This window comes from Pseudomonas sp. RA_15y_Pfl1_P11 (assembly GCF_963970975.1).
Classification (GTDB): domain Bacteria; phylum Pseudomonadota; class Gammaproteobacteria; order Pseudomonadales; family Pseudomonadaceae; genus Aquipseudomonas; species Aquipseudomonas tritici.
Map to the genome: position 1 here is coordinate 406,659 of NZ_CAXAOY010000002.1, position 16,690 is coordinate 423,348.

Sequence of the window (16,690 nt, forward strand, 5' to 3'; positions counted from 1 at the left end):
CGACCCCCTGAAAAACCCGTTTAATGCGCCCCGTTGCCCAGATAGCTCAGTCGGTAGAGCAGGGGATTGAAAATCCCCGTGTCGGCGGTTCGATTCCGTCTCTGGGCACCACCTTTCGTTTTCAGGTGATGCCAAGCACACCTGAAAGCACACAAGAAACCCGCCTAGTGCGGGTTTTTTGTTGCCTGGGATTTGACTTAACCCAGTGGCGATTTTGATCTCGCGCTTCGCTCACTTCAGCAAAAACACCATCAGCGGATTATCGTTCAACCGCCCTTCAAAGCTTGGAGCGACGTCCGCCAGGGATGTCCCTTGCAGCAACGCCACTTCCTTGCGCGCCACAATCACCCACGCCGGCCGTGGCAACGCACCTAATCGGTCAAGCTCATGAGCCCCCACAAACACCGGCCGCTCATCGTGATCCAGGTTCATCATGTAGCGCACTGCCCAGGTATCCCGGCCGAGGTTGATAAACACCAACGGCCCCGGCTGCGTGACGCGCAGCGCTTCCACCTGGCCGACAAACTGCCGGGTGTCAAACTGCAGGTCCTTGGCCGGCTCTACCACCATCACCAACAACAACCATTGCGCCGACAATGCAATCAGGCTGAGCCAAACCAACCGCCCCACCCGCCGCCAGGCAATCAACGCCGCCACTTGGAACACCATCAGCACACCGATCAGCAGCGGCAACGAAACATCTGGCCAGTAACCATGCTTGTGCCACCCATGCCGACAGACAAACACTGCAACGACGCACAACGCCGGTAGCGCCACGACAAGCCCTTCGTAGCAGCGGCGCACGCCAGCGAGCCAACCTTGCGCATGGAGCAGCCCATAGGCCGCGACAGCCGCAAACATCGGCACCATGGGCAGGATGTAGTAAGCGCGCTTGAAGTGCGGCACCGACAGCCCGAGCAAGATCATCAAGCCGCAGGCACCGAGCCGCACCACCAATTGCATATCGCCCTCAAACCGCTCGGCCCAGCGATGACGCAGCGCAATCATGGTGGCCAGCGCCAACGGCACCACCGGGAAGTAGCGATACAAGCTCAGTTGGAAGTAAAAATAGAACGGCTCACCGGCTTCATCGAGGCGTCCGCCCACCTGCATCTTGAACACTTCATCGGCAAATGCGTCACCACCGCTGAGGCGCGCCAGTTTCACCAGCAGCCACCAACAGGCTGCTAACAACACCAGGCCGACGAGGCCATGAATGAGCACTTGCTTCACGCGCTCGCCAGGCTTGCCCAGCGCCCAATACACGCACACCACGCCACAGACTTCGATCAACCCCAGCGGTCCGCGTATGGCAAAGCCCAGGATGAACAACGCAAACACCGCCAGCCGCCTCCAGCGCCCACCACTGTGCAGCAGGTAAAAACTGCCTATACAGAGCAACGCTACCATCTGGTCCAGGCAGACCGAGCGGGATTTTTCGAGCAGTTGGGTGGTGAGCAACGTCAGCAGCACGGCGAGCAGCGCCCACTGGCGATTCGCCGGGACGAGCAAGCGATAGATCAAGGCAACCACCCCGGCGGACGCCAGGGCGGTGGGCAGCACATTCGCCAGATGGTTGGGCGCACCAAACAGTCGTGCGAACACAACGCTGAAAAAGGTCGCGGTGCCGGGGTAATCCGCGTAGGGCTGGCCATAGGTAGTCGGGAAAAGGCTCGCGCCATGGCGAAACATTTCTTGTAGGAACAGCGCCCAGCGTCCGTCAAACCCTTGGGTTTGCTGATCCCAGATACCCAGAGTGAACAGCAACAGGGCAAACAGGAAAATGCCCAGGGATTCCAGGCGAAAACGGTTGCGGTGATCCATCGGTTGACCTGTCAGGTAAGCGGCGCCGACTTATGGTGCCGGCTGCCCTGCTGAATAACGCCTGAACAGACCTGAACATTCCCGCGCTTACCGACCTGCGGGCCACACCCACTTAGGGATCAACCGAACGTAAATCAACTCGCCCACCAGTTCTATCAGGGTTTGCAGGATCACCACCGTCGCCGCCAACCCACGCACATCCTCGGGCAAGGCCAGCGCCAGAGGCAATACCACCAGCGAGTTGCGCGTCGACGCGCTGAATGTCACCGCCCTGGCCGCCGTCGCCGGGAGTGCAAACAACCGCGAGGCCAACACGCCCATCAGCGGCGCCAGCACCAGAAAACCCACATACACCGGGATCACCGGCAGCAACAGGTTGATATCCCGTACCACCGATGTGATTTGCGAGCCGATCACCACAAACAACACCACCGCCATCGCCGGCACCGGCAACCACGCCCAGCCACTGTTCCAAACACTGACGACCGGCGATCGCTGTGCCAGGGAAGTCGTAACCACCGCCAGAATCATCGGCACCACGATCAACAAGAGGAACGCCTCGATAAACGGCCCTGCCTCCACCGCTACCTCGGATTGGGCGCCGAGCATCACACTCAGATAGATCGGTAACAGCGCCAATTGCAGCAGCAACAGCACCGGCGTAGCCGCCAGCATCAACCGCGAATCGCCCTTGCCGATATGGGTAAACACCACCACGTAGTCGATGCACGGGGTCAGCAACACCAGCAACGCCCCGACCAGCAATGCCGGACGCCCAACCAGGCTCTGGGTCAATGCCCACACCAGCAGGGGCACCAGGATAAAGTTGGCGAGCAGTAGTGCCGACAGGAAACGCTTGTTACTCAAGCTCTGGCGCAGATCCAAAAAAGGAATTTGGAGGAACATTGCGTACATCAGCATCGCAATGGTGGGCGTGACCAGCGCGCCGAGGCCGTGGGCAAATGAGGGTGCGAGCAAGCCAAAAGCGGCCGCCAGAAGAACGGCTACGAAGTAGACCGGGATCTGGTTGTGTTCGAGGGTGTCGCGGGTCATGAGGCGGCTCTATCGGATCGCAAGAGCGCAAGGTTATGCATCTACCGACTTAAGGTCGAGCGATACAACCAGTTTGGTTATCAGGGGTACTCCTGACGGGCATGTAGCACTGTCAGTATCTCGATCCAATCCTCTATTCGATACACCACCAGATAGTTCGGGTGCACGACAACTTCTCGAGTACCAGGGATTCGACCCATGCGGTAGTGAAACGGATGATCTGGAAGAGCCGTTGTCGCTAGCTCGATGGACTCGTTCAAATCACTGGCTGCCGCAGCATTGCTGCTCAAGAATGTATTCTAAAATTGCTCTCAGCTCGGCGCGTGCTTCCGGCCGCCACTCAACCCTCATCTTGCGCTTTTCGCTTCGATTCAATCAGAGCGCGCATCTCTGCCATAACCTGATCATGCGGAATGTTTGGACGGGGGTCATCAATTGAAGCCTGCACCTTGGCACGAAACCAACGGTCATAGCTGGCGGCCTGCTCTTCAGTTTCAAACGCTGAAACGATGGGAGAAAGTGGAATGCTCATAGAGACCTCCTTAAAGGATGCCTGCCAGTCTAATCGGTCCATGATGTGCTGTCGTTCCTCTCGGATGTATGGCTTTATCAAGGGATGTCGGAGCTTAGTGAGCCTGCCATAGGGAACACAAGTAATGGCAAACTGAACAACTGTTACTAAAAAAATAAGAAACTGACAGAGGCCGTGAAACGATGAATTTGACCGACGTCTGCTCGCAAATACCTGCGGCCTCACGTATGCACGATCACCGTATTCCTTTCAAGGAGCTTGCCATCGACGGCTACGTCTTGGGCGGCTTCACCTGGCGCCACCTGCGCACCGACCTCGAACGCCCCCTCGTCATCACCTACGGCTACCGTGGCATCGGCGACTCCCGCAGCGGCTCACTGCGTGGCTTCAAAGCCTCGTGGTCGGATTGGGGCGTGCTGGATTTCGAGGCGATGCTGCAGCGAGCGACTACTGGGTTACTTCGACGGCAGTGAACGCACTCATCTGCGGATCGCGCCTGCTGATATTGGCGAAAAGGCAGTCGGACATTTCGCATTTTTTCGCAGCGAGCATCAACAGAGGCTGTGGCCGATTGCATTGGTATGGCTGCAAAACGGCCAATTAGCTGCGGATACCCTTGGGATTTCCCCCAACCTGCGCTTCAATACTCCCCCCAGATCCAGCCCCCTAGGACGCTAAGCCCATGGCCTCGCCAGACAAGCAGCAAAAACGTGCCCAACGGGCAAAGGCCAAGGCCAAGCAAAACCGTACCCAGCGCGCCGTCGCGGCCAAGCCGGATGCGTTTGCCGGTGATGACAGCCGCATTGACCTTGAGTCAGTGGATTTGACCGAGCTGTTCGTAGAAATGCGCACTGCAGGCGAAACCAGCCAGCAAACCCTCTGCGCCGTGTTCCTGGCCCACCCGTTGCTGGCGCTGGTGCTTGAGCAAGAAGGCGAAGAAGAAGCCACCGACTTTATCCTGGCGGCGCTGATCGAGTATCGGCAGTGGACCACGGACACTGATGATGAGGCAGCGGCACTGGCGTGGATCGAGTCGCCGGAGTTCCAGGCGGATTACGTGGCGGCGTCCCAGGCGCTGGTCAGCTCGCAAGAATGACGCACAACTAAATGTGGGAGCGGCGGTGCGCTCCCACATTATTTACCGCATTCCGTCAGTTCAGTACGGCAGCACCCGCGCTCTGCGCCTTGCGCCGGCTGGATACAAACAGCCCTGCCGCCACGACCAGCAAGCTCAGCACCCCAGTCGCGATAATCTCGACCCGATGCGCTTCCTGGAACAGCATGATGGTCAGCGTGCCCACGATGAACACCATCACCGCGTAGGTCAGGCCCGGGAACAGCCACATCTTGAAGACAATTTTCTCGCCCGCCGCCATACGTTTCTGACGCATGCGCAGTTGCGACACCGCGATCACCAGATAGACCAGCAATGCAATGGCACCCGAGCTGGCGAGCAGGAATTCGAACACTGCCGCCGGGGCCACGTAGTTGGCGAACACTGCCAGGAAGGCTGCGCCAGTAGACAGCAGCACAGCCCAGTAAGGCGTGCCACTCTTGTTGGTGCGCTTGGCCACGGCCGGTGCATCACCGCGACGGCCCAGGGAGAACAGCATGCGTGAGGCGGTGTAAAGCGCCGAGTTCAGGCAGCTGGTCACGGCTACCAGTACCACCAGGTCGACAATCAGCTTGGCATTCGGGATGCCCATGCGTTCCAGTACGGTCTGATACGAACCCACCGCCGCCAGGGTCGGATCGTTCCATGGCACCAGGGACACCACGATGAAGATCGACAGCAGGTAGAACAAACCGATCCGCCAGATCACCGAGTTGGTGGCCTTGGTGATTTGCTGGCCTGGGTTCTTCGATTCAGCCGCCGCGATGGTGACAATCTCGGTGCCCATGAAGGAGAACATGGTGGTCAGGATCGCCGCCATTACCGCGCCCATGCCGTTCGGCATGAAGCCTTGGGTGTCGAACAAGTGCGAAACGCCGCTGACCTGGCTGGTCGGCAGGAAACCGAAAATCGCCGCCAGGCCGAGGATCACGAAGCCCACAATCGCCACGACCTTGATCAGCGCAAACCAGAACTCGAACTCGCCGTAGTTCTTCACGCTGAACAGGTTGGTCACGGTCAGCAGCAAGGTGATGATCAGCGTAAAGGCCCAGATGGCCACATCCGGGAACCAGGCATGCAGGATGGTCGCGGCGGCGTTGGCCTCCAGCGGAATCACCAGCACCCAGAACCACCAATAGAGCCAGCCGATGGTAAAACCGGCCCAGTGGCCGATCGCCCGGTCGGCATAGGTGGAGAACGAACCCGTATCTGGCGAGGCGACGGCCATTTCGGCCAGCATGCGCATCACCAACACCACCAGCGTACCCGCAGCGGCGTAAGCCAACAGTACGGCCGGGCCGGCGGCAGCAATCGCGTGGCCGGAGCCAACAAACAAACCGGCACCGATAACGCCGGCAATCGACAGCATGGTGACGTGACGCGGTTTGAGCCCCTGTTCGAGGTCATTGGAGCTTTGCGTACTACTCATTGACACACCTTTACGAGGAATTGCGAAAACGGTCCGCCCGGCCTGTGATCTTTATCGTGAAAAGAAACCAACAGGGCGTTCTTTATTTTTTACGCAAGATTTGCGCCAAAATGTTACAGCGTCGCGATTGACGCGGGTTGTAGGAGGATTGAGCAGTCCTCGCAAGTCATTGAGAACAATGGCATTCCGCTATAGCGTTACCGTGCGACTCACTTTCAATACGAAAAAACGCACCATAAACACACACAAAAAGTACGTGACGCCCCACAAAAGGGCTGATAAGCACCGTTTGCCCGGTTAACCCTTCCAACCCCCGGCCAAAGCTGGCACCATCGCGCCCTTTTTTACGCGAAGCCTGCGGCTTTTCGGGTTCAAACGGTTGTTCGGTTGTTGATGGCGCGACACCCTGCTGTGCCGATGCGACACCCTGCCGCACACCACCTGTTTACCGCCGGCCGCGCTGTTGGCTGCCATCAAGACGCTATGCTAGCTTGGCGCCTCGCCAGGAAGGCGGACCAACAGCGAAGATCGCAACGAACACAACGAGGACCGCACATGGCCGAGGCCACGCCCGCGCTTGAAATCCGCAACTTGCATAAACGCTATGGTGAGCTGGAGGTACTTAAAGGTATTTCGCTGACCGCTCGCGACGGCGATGTGATCTCGATCCTGGGTTCCTCCGGTTCCGGCAAGTCCACCTTCCTGCGCTGCATCAACCTGCTGGAAAACCCGAACCAGGGCCAGATCCTGGTGGCCGGCGAAGAACTCAAGCTCAAGGCCGCGAAAAACGGCGAGCTGATGGCCGCCGACGGCAAGCAGATCAACCGCCTGCGCAGCGAAATCGGTTTTGTGTTTCAAAACTTTAACCTGTGGCCGCACATGAGCATCCTCGACAACATCATCGAGGCCCCTCGCCGAGTGCTCGGCCAAAGTAAAGCCGAAGCCATTGAAGTGGCTGAAGCCCTGCTGGCAAAGGTCGGGATTGCCGACAAGCGCCACGCCTACCCCGCGCAATTGTCCGGCGGCCAGCAACAGCGAGCGGCCATCGCGCGCACCCTGGCGATGCAACCCAAGGTCATCCTGTTCGACGAGCCCACTTCGGCGCTTGACCCGGAAATGGTTCAGGAAGTACTTAATGTGATCCGCGCGCTGGCCGAAGAAGGTCGCACCATGCTGCTGGTCACCCATGAAATGGGCTTCGCCCGCCAAGTGTCCAGTGAAGTGGTGTTCCTCCACCAGGGCCTGGTCGAAGAGCAAGGATCGCCACAGCAGGTGTTTGAAAACCCGCTTTCGGCGCGCTGCAAACAATTCATGTCCAGCAACCGCTAACGGAGCAACATGCATGCAGAACTATAAAAAAATCCTCCTGGCCGCGGCCGTCTCGATGGCATTCAGCGCCACGGCCATGGCAGAAACCTTGAAAATGGGGATCGAAGCGGCCTATCCGCCGTTCAATAACAAAGACGCCAGCGGCAACGTCGTCGGCTTCGACAAAGACATCGGTGACGCCCTGTGCGCCAAGATGAAAGTCGAGAAGTGCGAAGTGTATGTGTCCGACTGGGACGGCATCATCCCGGCCCTGAACGCCAAGAAGTTCGACTTCCTGGTCTCCTCGCTGTCCATCACCGATGAACGCAAGCAGGCCGTCGACTTCACCGACCCGTACTACTCCAACAAACTGCAGTTCATCGCCCCTAAAGCCACCGCCGACTTCAAGACCGACGCCGCTTACCTGAAAGGAAAAGTCATCGGTGCACAACGCGCGACGTTGGCCGGTATGTACCTGGAAGACAAGCTGCCTGATACCGAAACCAAGCTCTACGACACCCAGGAAAACGCCTACCTCGACCTGACGTCCGGCCGCCTGGACGGCATCCTGGCCGACAAGTACGTGCAATACGAATGGCTCAAGAGCAAAGACGGTTCCGCCTACGAGTTCAAAGGCGACCCGGTGGTAGAAAGCGACAAGATCGGTATCGCCGTACGTAAAGGCGACCCACTGCGCGAGCGCCTGAACAAAGCCCTGGCGGAGATCAAGGCAGACGGCACCTACAAGAAGATCAACGACAAGTACTTCCCTTTCAGCATCGAATGATCTGAACGGTATGCCCGACGCGCTCACGTGAGCGCGTCGGCTTTTTGCAATGCCTGCCGCGATATGAAAACACCATGAATTTCGATCTCTACGGATTCGGCCCGGCGCTTGCCGCTGGCGCGCTGATGACCGTCAAACTCGCGCTCACGGCCCTGTGCCTGGGGCTGGTGCTCGGCCTTGCCGGCGCCTTGGCCAAGACTTCGCCGTACAAGCCGTTGCAATGGCTTGGCGGTGCTTACTCGACAATCGTTCGCGGTGTGCCGGAACTGCTGTGGGTGCTGCTGATTTACTTCGGCACGATCAACGCCATGCGCTCACTGGGTGAGTTGCTCGACATTCCCGACCTGTCCCTCAGCGCCTTTGCCGCTGGCGTGATCGCGCTGGGCATGTGTTTCGGCGCCTACGCCACGGAAGTGCTGCGAGGGGCGATCATCTCCATTCCCAAAGGCCACCGCGAAGCGGGTGTGGCGCTGGGCCTGTCGAAGTTTCGTGTCTTTACCCGGTTGATCATGCCGCAGATGTGGCGCATCGCCCTGCCGGGGCTGGGCAATCTGTTCCTGATCCTGATGAAAGATACCGCGCTGGTTACGGTCATCGGCCTCGAAGAAATCATGCGCCATGCGCAAATCGCCGTAACCGTCACTAAACAGCCTTTCACCTTCTATATGGTCGCCGCGTTCATCTATCTGGCCCTGACGTCTCTGTCGATGGTGGCTATGCACTTCCTGGAAAAACGCGCCGCCCGCGGCTTCGTGAGGACGACGTAATGGAATGGGAAGTCATCATCAAGTGGCTGCCGAAGTTTATCCAGGGCGCCATCCTGACCCTGGAACTGGTGAGCATCGCTGTGATCCTCGGCCTGATCCTGGCCATCCCGCTGGGTATCGCGCGCTCGTCCAGGCACCTGTCTGTGCGTGCCCTGCCCTATGCCTACATCTTTTTCTTTCGCGGCACGCCGCTGCTGGTGCAGTTGTTCCTGGTCTACTACGGCCTGGCCCAATTCGACGCCATCCGTTCAAGCTTCATGTGGACGTACCTGCGCGACCCGTTCTGGTGTGCCACCGCCACCATGACGCTGCACACCGCAGCGTATATCGCCGAGATTCTGCGGGGCGCCATCCAGGCCATTCCGCCTGGGGAAATCGAAGCAGCCCGTGCGTTGGGCATGTCCAAGCCCAAGACGCTGTTCTACATCATCCTGCCCCGGGCCGCGCGCATCGGGCTGCCGGCCTACAGCAACGAAGTCATCCTGATGCTCAAGGCCAGCTCGCTGGCGAGCACCGTGACCCTGCTGGAGCTGACCGGCATGGCCAGGACGATCATCGCGCGCAACTACCTCACCGTGGAGATGTTCTTCACCGCCGGCGTGTTCTACCTGCTGATCTCCTTCCTGCTGGTGCGCGGCTTCAAACTGCTGGAACGCTGGCTGCGCGTCGATGAATGCCAGGGACGTTGAAGCACGCTTTGAGGCGCTGGATGCGTTTCTGATCAAGCACCAAGGGCTGTGGCGACCACGGCCCTTTATTCATCGGCAATTGCCTTGGGAACCCGAGCATCCGGAACTGGCCCGGTGGCTGCGTCAACGCTCGTTGTCCGACGCAGAAACCAGCCATAACCACCCCCACACACTGCCGGCGCCCGCACCGTTTCCCACACTAGCCTGCGAAGCCTTGCATCTCAGTGCTGTGGATAAGTTACCGACGCGGCTCCTGCAACCCGCTGCGCACCGCCTGAATGTCGACGTACCCGGGCGCAAATGGCAGCAAATCGAAGCGTTCGGCGCCGCGCTGCAGTTTGCGCAAACACCCCGGCATTGGCTGGATTGGTGCGCCGGCAAGGGCCACCTCGGCCGCCGCCTGTTGCACACAGGCCAACAGCTGACCTGCCTGGAGTACGACCCGGCGCTGATCGCCGCAGGCCAGGCCTTGAGCGATCACCATGGCCTGCCCGCTATCCATCGCCTGCAAGACGTGATGGCCGATGTGGCGCTCAGCCGTGAACACACGCCCGTCGCCCTGCACGCCTGTGGCGACCTGCACGTGCGCCTGCTAAAACTGGCCAGCGCGGTCGGTTGCCAACAGCTCGCGCTGGCGCCCTGCTGCTATAACCGCATCACCGCCGACACCTACCAGGCACTGTCCACCGCAGGCCGCGCCTCAACCTTGCACCTGTCGATCGATGACCTTGGCCTGCCCCTGAGCGAAACCGTTACCGCCGGCAAGCGGGTGCGCTTGCAGCGCGACACGTCCATGGCGCGGCGCCTGGGTTTCGATCAACTGCAACGCGAGCTGCGTGGCTGCGACGAATACCTGCCCGCGCCTTCGCTGCCCACGCGCTGGCTGGACAAGCCTTTCGCCGACTACTGCCGGGAACTGGCACGTCTTAAGGGGTTATCCACAGGTGAACAGCAGTGGGCAGCGTTAGAGGCGTACGGCTGGAGCCGCTTGGCCGAGGTCAGAAACCTGGAATTGGTGAGTGGCCTATTTCGGCGCCCGCTGGAGTTATGGCTGGTACTGGATCGGGCATTGTTTCTAAGCGAAGCCGGCTACAAGATCGAAGTAGGCAGCTTCTGCGAAACCGCATTGACGCCGCGCAACTTGATGGTGCTTGCCGAGCGCGATTAAGGGGCAGAATTGTCGCACCACAGCCTGTGGATAACTCTGTTGATAGATTCTTTACAGAGCCTGTAGCCCTCTGCGCTACAGGTCAAAAAACAAGCTGATCATTTTTTGTTCACCCAATAAAACATCCGCAAAACAGGCAGTTGCGGCGGGATGAGAACCGCTCCAAAAAATGGCTGTTACGTGACATCCTCAACCAACCGATTGTGCATAAGCATCTGGCGTTAAGCGCATAAACCGCGACTTATAGCGATTTTTTGCGCGCAATCAATAACCGGCAAAGCGCGTCGATATCGTCTCCGGCCAAGGTCAATGCCTGGCTGTCCAAGGGGTCGACGCCAAACGCCAGCGCTTCACTGATTGCCCTGTCGCGGTGCACCTCCAGCGGCGGCTTTGCACCCAGGCGCTGCTTGAACGCCTCAAGCATGTCCAGGGTGAAGGCATCGTCCTCATCCAGTTGGTTAAGCACATAGCGAACCTGCGGTGGGCCCTCGCGCGCAAGATGCGGGGCCAGCAGCCTATCGAGTTGGTCCAGGGTGGCCAAGGACGCGGCGTCAGCTTTGGCAATCACCAACACCACATCGGCCACGCTCAAGGCTTGATCAAAGTAGACATTATTACCGGCGGGGGTATCGATGATCACCGTTTGCCGCTCGCTCAGGCGCAACCCCGACAACTGCTGCGCCAGCCAACCCGGTTCGCGCTTGAGCCAACCCTGAAGGTTTTCCTGCTGCTGGGTATCGATATCGCCAAAGGGGATGACCCGGCACCCGGCGAAGCCCGGTTGCAGGATCTGAACCCAGGGCGTATTCAACAAGCTGGCGCGACCGATGCCAGGCAAGCTCGCGCTGACGCCGAAGTGATGACGCAACGCGTTCTGCGGGTCCAGATCCAAAGCCACCACCGACTCACCCAACCGCTGCATGCCGCTGCTCAAGGCCGTGACCAGCGTGCTGCGGCCCACGCCTCCATTGGCCGAGACCAACGCGACGACAGTGGGCCGTGCCACGGCAACCTTTTCCTGTTGAGGTGGTTCATTGGCCCTCGGGCCTGAAGAAGGAAAGGGGGCGCCATCGTCGACCGGAACACTGCCGAAGAAATGCAACCGCGCGTTCAGCCCGCGTACATCTCGCGTGACATGTTTGCCGAGCAACACAAAAATCTTGTCAGTAAGGCTCATGACCAAACTCCCACACGACGCTGCCTAAAGACGTGAAGGGCCGGCAAGAAGAAGGCTTACCGCAGGTCTTTTTATATAGGGCGCTCTGTTGCCGCATTCTCTGACAGCGAAAACAAAGTGTCATTATTTTGATGAAGTTAACGCTAAATTTTTAGACCGACGGTAATTAGTCAAATTAATGACCCCCACCAGCATCCGATCCAACGTCTCTGAACCTATGAGCGAACCGGGCACCCGAGTCCCCGGTTCTGGCCCACCAATCGACTTAACGGCGAATGCGGTACTCGGTGAACGCGTAATCACCCTGGCAATCACTGGAAGGATCCGCCGCCACACTGACGTAATGCACGGTATCCGGGTCCACCAGTTTATACGTGTAGATCTCCGGCGAAGGCACGCCATCCGTGCGCAATTCATTCTTGCCGTTGGCCGCGGCCCACGTGCCCTGCTCGGTCTGAATCACCTGAGTCTGCTGCGCATCACGGAAGAAGGTAATAGTGAAACGGCCGTCCGGCTTGAGGTTATTGGTCCACGACAGGAACTGGCACTTGCTGGTCTGCGTGCGCAAGCCCTTCCAGGTACCGACCAACGCCGGATCGTTGCCAGGCTTATGGGTGGAACACGCGCTGAGGGCTGTGACGAGAAGGATCAGGGACAGTGAAAAAATCCGTTTCATGTAAAGGCTTCCTTGGGTCGAAACGAGTGCGGAAATTGCCTTGATCAAGACCGGGTAGACCGCTGGATGACAAAGGATGAATCCTACCTCGTTGCGAGGAAAAAGGGTTCGCTGCGAGAAAACCTTGGCTTCTGCAAAAATAGTCAGAATTCAGGGGTTTACAGAAGCTTGGCAATCGCTATAATCGTCGCCCTAACACGCCGGTATAGCTCAGTTGGTAGAGCAACTGACTTGTAATCAGTAGGTCCCGGGTTCGACTCCTGGTGCCGGCACCACATTAGGCTCCATTGCATTCCACCGAATGCTCTGGAAGCCCCGAAAACCCGCCATTTGGCGGGTTTTTTCGTTCCAGGACCCTCTGTCGGGATCCAACAAAATCCCCCTTCCCCGAGGGTATGTTAGGGGTACTGCGATTTTCCGGTCAGGAGCGCGTACCCCTATGCCACGTCTAGCGATCCCTCTCAGCGACCTGCAATGCCGCACGGCCAAAACCCGCGAACGCGCCTACAAACTGTTCGACGGCGGCGGCATGTACCTTTTCGTCAAACCCAATGGCGTGAAGACCTGGCGCTTGAAGTACACCAAGCCCAACGGCAAGGAAGGTACGCTCATCATCGGCAATTACCCCATCGTTACCCTTTCCGTCGCACGGCGTAAGCGAGACGAAGCCAAAGCGTTGCTGCTCGACAACCTCGACCCAATGGAAGAAAAGAAGAAGGCCAAGATCGTAGCCCAGCGGGCGGCACTGCTTTTCGAAACCGTTGCTCTGGAGTGGCACGCTGATATGTCCCGCCGCTGGACCGAAGGCCACGCAAAAACCGTAATGAGCCGACTGCGCACCCACGTCTTTCCGCTGATCGGCCAACGACCCATCGCCGAACTCGATACCCACGACCTGCTAGAAATCACCCAGCGCATCAAGGAACGCGGCACCATGGATGTGGCGTTAAGGGTACAGAACTACTTATCCACCATCATGCGCGGGGCCAAAAGAGCCCGGCAGATAACCATGAATCCTGCACTGGATCTGGCAGGCTCGATTCACGCGCCGCGCACAGTCCATCGCCCGGCCCTATCCCTCAATCGCCTACCCGAACTGCTACAACGCATCGACAACTACAACGGTCGCGAGCTGACGCGCCTTGCCGTCCTGTTGACGTTGCATGTATTCGTCCGCTCCAGCGAACTACGCTTCGCTCGATGGAGTGAGTTCGACCTTCAACGCGCCATGTGGGAAATCCCAGATACGCGCGCACCGATTGAAGGGGTACGCAACTCCACACGCGGGACCAAAATGAACGGCGACATTCAAATGGTTCCGCTATCGCCGCAGGTCATCGAAATACTGGAGCGCCTCCGCAGCCTCAGTCGCTTTTCAGAGTTGGTGCTACCGGGCGACCACAAGTACTGGAAGCCCATGTCCGAGAATACGGTGAACACCATGCTCCGCAACGTCGGCTATGACACCAGCAAGGACGTGTGCGGCCACGGCTTCAGGACCATGGCCTGTAGCGCTCTGCTGGAGTCCGGGTTATGGACCGACGCAGCCATCGAAAGACAAATGAGCCACAAGGAACGCAACCGTGTGCGTGCCGCGTATATCCACAAGGCCGAATTCCTCGAACAGCGCAGGCTGATCATGGCGTGGTGGAGCAACTACATCGACGCCAACCGCCATGGGCATGTGACACCCCACGAATTCGCTCACCCAGTCGGCGACAACATCACAGCCCTACAAAATAGCCGTGGCGCATCCAAACGTGGGTAAGCCTGTGAGATAACCGTTGTCCGCCCTTCCACGCGGGTCCATCCAAGCGGGGCTGCAAAGCCGCCCTGCTTGGATGGACCTCATTTAAAAAATCTAAAGCCCACGCAAATTGTCTGTGGAAAACCATAGATTTCCACCGGTGGATAATTTCATCCACAGCCGCAGAGTTCCCGAAAATTCGAGCCTTGACCCGAATTATCCACAGGCGTAGAAAAGATCGGGCAAAGCGCTGTCGTTGACAGCAACCCAGGTAGCCAGAACCTTTAAGGCTACGCCACACCGTGGTGGTTCTCCCAAAGTGCGATTAGCGTCCGGTAGCTCGCACGGTCACAGCGATGTGATGGATGCCTACTTTTACCAGTGTGCCCACTGCGGCAACTCATCCCCTTTCATAGCTGCCCTGCAGCAACCTATCCGCTTGGCCATTTCCTTGCGCCAACCTGCGCCCGTCTCTTTCTCCCGGAAAGAGACGGGCGCTCCTACCGCTGCTGCAGCCCAACTCGTACAAGGCTCTGCGGCATTCCCTCTAGTGACAATCGGCGTGACAAACACCGAAGTCACCAGCAACAGCGATGCAGATGATGGTGCCGCAGCCCAGGGAATGGACTGCACCTGACTGACAGTCAGGCATGCCCCGGTCATCGCTTCACTGCCTTCACCCGACTCAGGATCTCGCAGCATTGGTCTCGTCAGCCAGCGCAGCCTCCACCCGCCCACTTCCTCGGAAGTGCTCAGGAGGCCAGATCATGAGATGCCCAAGCTTCCGGTCGTAAAGAGCCGTCAGTCCCGCGTTAGTGGACAACCCTCACAGGTCGCAGGGGCCTTGATCCCTGATAACACTCAACATTCTTGGCGGGATGACGTGGGGAAGGTTTTAAGAGTTGGCTTCGAGAGGAGTTTTATCATGGCATTGGTCGGTAGACGGGATGGGCGCAATTTTGGCTATGGTCGGCAGTTGAGCTATGCCGGGCCGCAAGCGCTGAAAGATCTATTTGGCGGCGGGCATTACGGCACGGTGAAGGCGCACGGTGATCGCTGGCAGGCGTTCGTGCGCTGGTGTCGGTCGGAGGATGGCCCGGGATTTAATGACGCACGGCAGATTGATCGGCAGACCTTGATGGACTATGCGGCGCATCTGCGTCACCTGGTTGAGCGCAGCGATCTCGCCATCGCTACCGCACAAAATCGACTGTCCAGCGTCAACCGAACCATGGCTGCGCTTCGCGGTGATCAATATGTGAAAGTGCCAAGTCCGAGCAAGGCTTTGGGAGCGCAGCGCATCACTGTGCGCACGACAAATCCTCAAGGCCAAGATCACGAACACGTGATGCGCATCGTCGAAGCGCTCCGCGAAGAGCATCCGCGTGCCGCCGCCATCGCACAATTGGCACGTGCCACTGGCATGCGTTTGCGCGAAGCGATTCTGGCCGACCTACCGCGACTCAAGCGTGAAGCCGAACACTACGACAAGATCAACATCCAGGACGGCACCAAAGGTGGCCGCGGCGGCGCAACCGCGCCTCGTTGGATCACGGTGGATGACCATATTCGCGAAGCGCTCAGGTACGCCGAACAGGTCTCTCCCGACGGTAGCCGCAACCTGCTGGCACCGAACGAGAGCTACCTCGATTTCCAACGGGAAATCGTCCGCCCCGCCCGAGATATCCTCCATACGCACAACCTCAAAGGTTTCCACGAACTGCGCGCGGCTTATGCGTGCGAACGCTATGAGCAGATCACCCATCACCTAGCGCCCATCAACGGTGGCAGGTGCAGGCGCCTCGATCTACGCCTTGATCGAGAGGCACGCTTACAAATCAGCTATGAGCTGGGACACGGTCGAATCGACGTGGTATCGGCGTACATCGGTGGTCGGGTATGAATAAACCATTCGATATGGAGATCTTCTTGGCTGGGGCACTGACTGGCGCACATGCCACACGCGAACGTCACATCCGCCAGGCCAAGACTATTCAAGCAGCCATTTCTGAACGCTGGAGCCGAGATAATCCATGGACATGGCAAAGAAAACACCTCGTTTGGTTTCTAAACCGTCACATGAACCAGCACGCTGAATCGACGCGCTATTACTATCTACGGACCGTGCATTTTCTCACTCTTCGCTTAGGAAAATTCTGGCAATTTGTAGTGGTCTAATGAAACCGGACACCCATTTAGGCGAGAATACTCGCCACAGAGAGGTGTCTGATGACCAAACAACGCCGTACCTTTTCCCCTGAATTCAAACGCGAGGCTGCCGACCTCGTTCTTAAGCAGGATTACAGCTTCATTGAGGCCAGCCGCTCGCTTGGTGTCGGGGAGTCGGCTTTGCGCCGATGGGTCGACCAGGTGCAACAAGAACGCACGGGCGTCACCCCGCAGAGCAAAGCGCTGACCC

At 58.5% G+C, this 16,690-nt stretch carries 16 protein-coding genes, 2 tRNA genes and 2 pseudogenes; 13 read left to right on the top strand and 7 right to left on the bottom strand.

Annotated features, from left to right (window positions below):
• Positions 1–35 precede the first annotated feature (35 nt).
• A tRNA-Phe gene (locus tag AACY44_RS03950) sits at positions 36–111 on the top strand.
• Positions 112–231: 120 nt separating this feature from the next.
• Here the strand turns inward: AACY44_RS03950 and AACY44_RS03955 are convergent.
• From AACY44_RS03955 to relB, 4 genes and pseudogenes are all read right to left on the bottom strand, one after another.
• Positions 232–1,824: an ArnT family glycosyltransferase gene (locus AACY44_RS03955; protein WP_339435748.1), complete on the bottom strand. Its 1,593-nt coding sequence runs from the start codon at positions 1,822–1,824 to the stop codon at positions 232–234.
• A gap of 87 nt (positions 1,825–1,911) precedes the next feature.
• Entirely contained in the window at positions 1,912–2,877 is a 966-nt protein-coding gene (locus tag AACY44_RS03960) for an arsenic resistance protein (RefSeq protein WP_339435747.1), read from the bottom strand.
• An 80-nt stretch (positions 2,878–2,957) separates the two neighbouring features.
• A pseudogene (locus tag AACY44_RS03965) lies at positions 2,958–3,228 on the bottom strand (type II toxin-antitoxin system RelE/ParE family toxin).
• Positions 3,218–3,409 (bottom strand): type II toxin-antitoxin system RelB family antitoxin, encoded by a 192-nt coding sequence (gene relB / locus AACY44_RS03970; RefSeq protein ID WP_339415477.1) that lies wholly within the window; start codon positions 3,407–3,409, stop codon positions 3,218–3,220. The pseudogene AACY44_RS03965 and the gene relB overlap by 11 nt, the downstream one beginning before the upstream one ends.
• Positions 3,410–3,636: 227 nt before the next feature.
• On the opposite strand from relB, the pseudogene AACY44_RS03975 reads away from it, so the two are divergent.
• A pseudogene (locus AACY44_RS03975) lies at positions 3,637–4,087 on the top strand (hypothetical protein).
• Positions 4,088–4,091: 4 nt separating this feature from the next.
• Positions 4,092–4,505 (top strand): hypothetical protein, encoded by a 414-nt coding sequence (locus AACY44_RS03980; RefSeq protein WP_339529824.1) that lies wholly within the window; start codon positions 4,092–4,094, stop codon positions 4,503–4,505.
• A 55-nt stretch (positions 4,506–4,560) separates the two neighbouring features.
• Here the strand turns inward: AACY44_RS03980 and gabP are convergent, their stop codons facing one another.
• Positions 4,561–5,952, bottom strand: coding sequence for a GABA permease (gene gabP / locus AACY44_RS03985; RefSeq protein WP_339415475.1), 1,392 nt, complete (start codon positions 5,950–5,952; stop codon positions 4,561–4,563).
• Positions 5,953–6,507: 555 nt separating this feature from the next.
• Between gabP and AACY44_RS03990 the strand changes: the two genes are divergently transcribed.
• From AACY44_RS03990 to AACY44_RS04010, 5 genes are all read left to right on the top strand, one after another.
• Positions 6,508–7,281, top strand: a complete 774-nt coding sequence (locus AACY44_RS03990; protein ID WP_339415474.1) for an ABC transporter ATP-binding protein — start codon at positions 6,508–6,510, stop codon at positions 7,279–7,281.
• 13 nt (positions 7,282–7,294) lie between these two features.
• The gene (locus AACY44_RS03995) at positions 7,295–8,047 is read left to right on the top strand and encodes an ABC transporter substrate-binding protein (protein WP_339415473.1); all 753 of its coding nucleotides are present in this window, start codon (positions 7,295–7,297) and stop codon (positions 8,045–8,047) included.
• A 74-nt stretch (positions 8,048–8,121) separates the two neighbouring features.
• Entirely contained in the window at positions 8,122–8,814 is a 693-nt protein-coding gene (locus tag AACY44_RS04000) for an ABC transporter permease (RefSeq protein ID WP_339456735.1), read from the top strand.
• Positions 8,814–9,503 (top strand): ABC transporter permease, encoded by a 690-nt coding sequence (locus tag AACY44_RS04005; protein WP_339415471.1) that lies wholly within the window; start codon positions 8,814–8,816, stop codon positions 9,501–9,503. The genes AACY44_RS04000 and AACY44_RS04005 overlap by 1 nt, the downstream gene beginning before the upstream one ends.
• On the top strand, positions 9,484–10,671 hold the full coding sequence (locus AACY44_RS04010; protein WP_339529826.1) for a methyltransferase: 1,188 nt from the start codon (positions 9,484–9,486) through the stop codon (positions 10,669–10,671). The genes AACY44_RS04005 and AACY44_RS04010 overlap by 20 nt, the downstream gene beginning before the upstream one ends.
• 241 nt (positions 10,672–10,912) lie before the next feature.
• On the opposite strand, the gene bcsQ is transcribed toward AACY44_RS04010, so the two are convergent.
• Together bcsQ and AACY44_RS04020 are read right to left on the bottom strand one after the other, a co-directional pair.
• Entirely contained in the window at positions 10,913–11,848 is a 936-nt protein-coding gene (bcsQ, locus tag AACY44_RS04015; protein WP_339427312.1) for a cellulose biosynthesis protein BcsQ, read from the bottom strand.
• 265 nt (positions 11,849–12,113) lie between these two features.
• A complete protein-coding gene (locus tag AACY44_RS04020) occupies positions 12,114–12,524 on the bottom strand; it encodes a hypothetical protein (protein ID WP_339529828.1) in 411 nt (136 codons plus the stop codon).
• 199 nt (positions 12,525–12,723) lie between these two features.
• Between AACY44_RS04020 and AACY44_RS04025 the strand changes: the two genes are divergently transcribed.
• The 5 genes from AACY44_RS04025 to AACY44_RS04045 all read left to right on the top strand — a co-directional run.
• Positions 12,724–12,799: transfer RNA gene (locus tag AACY44_RS04025), tRNA-Thr, on the top strand.
• A 164-nt stretch (positions 12,800–12,963) separates the two neighbouring features.
• Positions 12,964–14,292: a tyrosine-type recombinase/integrase gene (locus tag AACY44_RS04030; protein WP_059762290.1), complete on the top strand. Its 1,329-nt coding sequence runs from the start codon at positions 12,964–12,966 to the stop codon at positions 14,290–14,292.
• Positions 14,293–15,196: 904 nt separating this feature from the next.
• Positions 15,197–16,174: an integrase domain-containing protein gene (locus tag AACY44_RS04035; protein ID WP_339529833.1), complete on the top strand. Its 978-nt coding sequence runs from the start codon at positions 15,197–15,199 to the stop codon at positions 16,172–16,174.
• On the top strand, positions 16,171–16,449 hold the full coding sequence (locus tag AACY44_RS04040) for a hypothetical protein (protein WP_339529835.1): 279 nt from the start codon (positions 16,171–16,173) through the stop codon (positions 16,447–16,449). The genes AACY44_RS04035 and AACY44_RS04040 overlap by 4 nt, the downstream gene beginning before the upstream one ends.
• Before the next feature lie 51 nt (positions 16,450–16,500).
• Positions 16,501–16,690 (top strand): transposase (locus AACY44_RS04045; RefSeq protein WP_339529837.1); only part of this gene is annotated, 190 nt, incomplete at its 3' end.

Bases quoted from the DNA above. Each gene is read 5' to 3' on its own strand.
- AACY44_RS03955 (WP_339435748.1), bottom strand. From the start codon at position 1,824: ATGGATCACCGCAACCGTTTTCGCCTGGAATCCCTGGGCATTTTCCTG.
- AACY44_RS03960 (WP_339435747.1), bottom strand. From the start codon at position 2,877: ATGACCCGCGACACCCTCGAACACAACCAGATCCCGGTCTACTTCGTA.
- relB (WP_339415477.1), bottom strand. From the start codon at position 3,409: ATGAGCATTCCACTTTCTCCCATCGTTTCAGCGTTTGAAACTGAAGAG.
- AACY44_RS03980 (WP_339529824.1), top strand. From the start codon at position 4,092: ATGGCCTCGCCAGACAAGCAGCAAAAACGTGCCCAACGGGCAAAGGCC.
- gabP (WP_339415475.1), bottom strand. From the start codon at position 5,952: ATGAGTAGTACGCAAAGCTCCAATGACCTCGAACAGGGGCTCAAACCG.
- AACY44_RS03990 (WP_339415474.1), top strand. From the start codon at position 6,508: ATGGCCGAGGCCACGCCCGCGCTTGAAATCCGCAACTTGCATAAACGC.
- AACY44_RS03995 (WP_339415473.1), top strand. From the start codon at position 7,295: ATGCAGAACTATAAAAAAATCCTCCTGGCCGCGGCCGTCTCGATGGCA.
- AACY44_RS04000 (WP_339456735.1), top strand. From the start codon at position 8,122: ATGAATTTCGATCTCTACGGATTCGGCCCGGCGCTTGCCGCTGGCGCG.
- AACY44_RS04005 (WP_339415471.1), top strand. From the start codon at position 8,814: ATGGAATGGGAAGTCATCATCAAGTGGCTGCCGAAGTTTATCCAGGGC.
- AACY44_RS04010 (WP_339529826.1), top strand. From the start codon at position 9,484: ATGAATGCCAGGGACGTTGAAGCACGCTTTGAGGCGCTGGATGCGTTT.
- bcsQ (WP_339427312.1), bottom strand. From the start codon at position 11,848: ATGAGCCTTACTGACAAGATTTTTGTGTTGCTCGGCAAACATGTCACG.
- AACY44_RS04020 (WP_339529828.1), bottom strand. From the start codon at position 12,524: ATGAAACGGATTTTTTCACTGTCCCTGATCCTTCTCGTCACAGCCCTC.
- AACY44_RS04030 (WP_059762290.1), top strand. From the start codon at position 12,964: ATGCCACGTCTAGCGATCCCTCTCAGCGACCTGCAATGCCGCACGGCC.
- AACY44_RS04035 (WP_339529833.1), top strand. From the start codon at position 15,197: ATGGCATTGGTCGGTAGACGGGATGGGCGCAATTTTGGCTATGGTCGG.
- AACY44_RS04040 (WP_339529835.1), top strand. From the start codon at position 16,171: ATGAATAAACCATTCGATATGGAGATCTTCTTGGCTGGGGCACTGACT.